This is a genomic window from Streptococcus sp. 10F2 (assembly GCF_054331515.2).
Map to the genome: position 1 here is coordinate 1 of NZ_JBTGGE020000087.1, position 3,249 is coordinate 3,249.

Genomic DNA, 3,249 nt, shown 5'->3' on the forward strand with positions numbered 1-3,249 from the left:
TAAAGCTGCTGTTTCTTTACGTGTATGTCCCTCTTTAACATATTCAAGGACACGTTTTCTAAAATCAATTCCGTATGCCATAAAAATAGTATATCATATACAGTTTATAATCTAAAAGAGTATATGAAAAAAGTCCACATATTCTCTAATGTAAAATCATTAAAGCAATAGTAAGCGAAACATATGAAACTAATTAGTTCTCATAAAATCTCAGAATCTGTTGTTAACAAGGCTTTTTGATAAATGCTGGCTGTATTTTGACCGGTTTTTCTAGTCATGGATCTGAATATTTTTCGAGTAGGCCGATTTTGACATTAGTTGGAGATAAGCTAAGTACAGATGTGAAGATGTGTTTCTAGAGGATTAGGTTTGGACTATTACGGAGACTACTGTAGAATGGATAGCTGTGAAGGCAGTCGTCTATATTTATAACGCTTTAAAATCTGATTTCTAACTTTCTATATTTACGATGTATTCACTTTGTAAACAAGAAGGAGGAGTATGTTATCGATTTTTTCTAGAATCATTTGAATATTACCTCTATCTATCGTACAATAGAGGTTATGAAACGAGGAGTGAGGGTTTGATTTGTGAGAAAGATTAGTCCAAAGAATTGGTTGATGTTTGTACTATTCCTGGGAATGTTGGTAGCTGCTTTGTTGCTTCTCCCGATGGTTCCCGAGCAGTTTGATCGGTGGCAGGCGTCCTCCAAGATTGAACAACTTAAGCAGGAAAATGCAGCCTTGGCCAAGAAGTCCAAGAGTGCCAAGCAGTACGGTCGTATTGGTCGGGCTGAAGTGGTAGCTTATTACCCTAGCAACCTAGAAGCCAGCACCAATCAGCAGATTCAAGATTTAATTTTAGCGGACACTCAGACCTTGAATCCTGAAGGGGAAGATAAGGATTTGAATGCTTTGATTTTTTACCTAGTGGATAAAGAAGAAGGGGCTTTTGTCAATACCCAGCAGGTTAAGCTGGTGAAAAGGGAGTATCCTGTTTCCCCAACCTATGTAGGAACTGAGAAAGAAACAACTCTCGCTTCTTACTACTACACAGATGAAGGTGAACAACTTCGCTTGGATCAGCTCTTCCAAGATCCGGAAGCAGCCCACTCAAAAATGTTGGATATGATTAAGGCCAACCTGCTATCCCAGAATTTAAATGCTGATCGAGTGGCAGAAGTGATTGAAAGCTTACAATACACAGACTTGGCAGATTGGGATTTCTACTATGATAAAAAGAGCTTCTGGATTCAACTCCCTCAGACTGTCGGGGAGGTTAAGCAAGTGGCGGTGCCTCTAACCATCTTGTTTGATGTCATCAATCCAGATATGCTTAAAGGGGCGGATGCGGAATCCTACCAAGATTATATAGCTCCCTCAACCAAGAAAGTTATAGCTCTTACCTTTGATGATGGGCCAGATACCCAGTTGACACCTAAGTTATTGGATATTTTAGAGAAGGAAGAAATTCCTGCAACTTTCTTTGTTCTTGGACGAAATGTAGCGGGAAATGAAAAGATTCTTCGACGGATGAACAAGCAAGGATCAGAAGTTGCTAACCATACCTTCAACCATCCGAATCTGCAACTGATGACAACAGATAGTGCTTTGGCTGAGATTCGTGAGACTCAAAGTGAGATTAAACGGGCAACGGGAATTGATTCCAAACTCTTCCGTCCACCGTTTGGAAATTATACAGCTCAGACTCAACTGTATGCAGGTTTACCGACAATTCTGTGGTCCGTAGATACTTTAGACTGGCAGAACCACAATCCAGAAATGATTTTGGAACAGGTTAAGACCTATGCGCGACCTGGTGGTATTGTCCTTATGCATGATATTCATAAAGAGACAATTGACGCTGTACCGGCAGTTATTGATTATCTAAAGGAAGAGGGCTATGAATTTGTGACCGTCACAGATCTACTCAAAACTAAAGGGATTGATCCCCAAGGGATTTATTATGATCGTGATGGTTTAGGTGAGTAAGACAAAAGCAAGATATTTTACTTTATTAGATTGTAGATAAAGTCTCTAGATTAGCTATTCTAGAGGCTTTTTAATATAGTGGAGACGGAGAAAATACTTAGAACTAATATTTAAGCTAACACTGGTTCATGTGGAAGAAAGAGATCATTGAGCGATTATATGGGACAGCTAAGGAATTTCACCATTTTAGATTTACAAGAAAGATTGGAAAGTCTGAAATCAGTGATCAGCTTGGGCTTACTTTGACATACTTAAGTATTAAAAAGCTGCTACACATGAAGGTTATTGGGATTCGAAAGTCCTTTCTATCTTGTCTAAATTGAAGGAATGAAAAAAGACAAACACCTAAAATGATGTTTGTCTGTCATTTGGAGCAAGGATATTTTTATTGCATTTTCTTATAGATCTAAAACTTCAGGCTTAGCTGCAACTAATTGGCGGTAAAAGGCTGCGCGAGTTGTATAGATATAAGGTGCTAACCATAAATGACCGATTCCAAAGGTTAGGATAGTGAGTAAGGCCCAACCGAGGAAACTAAGGTCTAGAATAAAGAGGTCGAGTTTATGCCCATCCATGAGAAGCCGAGATTTTGTAATGGCTTCTGTAGGTTCAATATCTCTACCTTCTGCGATTAGATCTTCAATAATGTAGTTGGTCATGGAATAGGAATAGGCCTTTATTAAACCAGGGATTATGAAGAGTAGTGTCCAGAAGATTAAGAATATATATTGGAGTAGACTATTTATAAGAATGGGTAAGAAACGACCTTGGCGGAAACTAGTGAAGGCAGCCGTAAAGATATTTTCTTCCTTGTGTTTGTCCAGGAGATTGAGAAAGGCAATTTGGGCACTAGCAGCAAAAAAGATACTTAGGAGTCCTCCAAAACCAAAGGTGAGAAAAGCAAGAAAACTTGGTAATAGGGATAGTAGTAGCGTCAGAGCAACTGCCCAAGTCCAGTTATCAGCTAAGGCTTTCTTAGCTTGATTTTTTAAGTCTGTTCGATTCATAAAATCCTCTCAAAAATAATATAGAGGATAGTATAGCAGATTCGAAAACTTTGTCAAGTTAGGAAAAAGACCAGGCGTCAAGCCCAATGTCATTAAGTTAAGGATTTCGGAAGTTCGTGAATCGAACTTTCGAAATCCTTTTTTTGCTATACTTAGGCTAAAGGAGGTGGTTTTAATGCCAAATCAAGTAAGGAAGCAATTACGAAATAGTGTTACTACTGTGATGGGGCAAGATAGGGGAAGTTTGCTCT

The 3,249-nt window shown here is 38.8% G+C and carries 2 protein-coding genes; one reads left to right on the plus strand and one right to left on the minus strand.

Annotated features, from left to right (window positions below; translation table 11 throughout):
• Positions 1-590: 590 nt before the first annotated feature.
• Positions 591-1,991 carry a polysaccharide deacetylase family protein gene (locus ACXM1Q_RS09000; protein WP_458517769.1) on the plus strand — a complete coding sequence of 467 codons (1,401 nt, stop codon included), beginning with the start codon at positions 591-593 and terminating at the stop codon, positions 1,989-1,991.
• 398 nt (positions 1,992-2,389) lie between these two features.
• On the opposite strand, the gene ACXM1Q_RS09005 is transcribed toward ACXM1Q_RS09000, so the two are convergent.
• Positions 2,390-2,998: a DUF975 family protein gene (locus ACXM1Q_RS09005; RefSeq protein WP_458517770.1), complete on the minus strand. Its 609-nt coding sequence runs from the start codon at positions 2,996-2,998 to the stop codon at positions 2,390-2,392.
• Between the last annotated feature and the right edge of the window lie 251 nt (positions 2,999-3,249).

Excerpts from the sequence above, each read along its gene's own strand:
- ACXM1Q_RS09005 (WP_458517770.1), bottom strand. The coding sequence starts at position 2,998 with ATGAATCGAACAGACTTAAAAAATCAAGCTAAGAAAGCCTTAGCTGAT.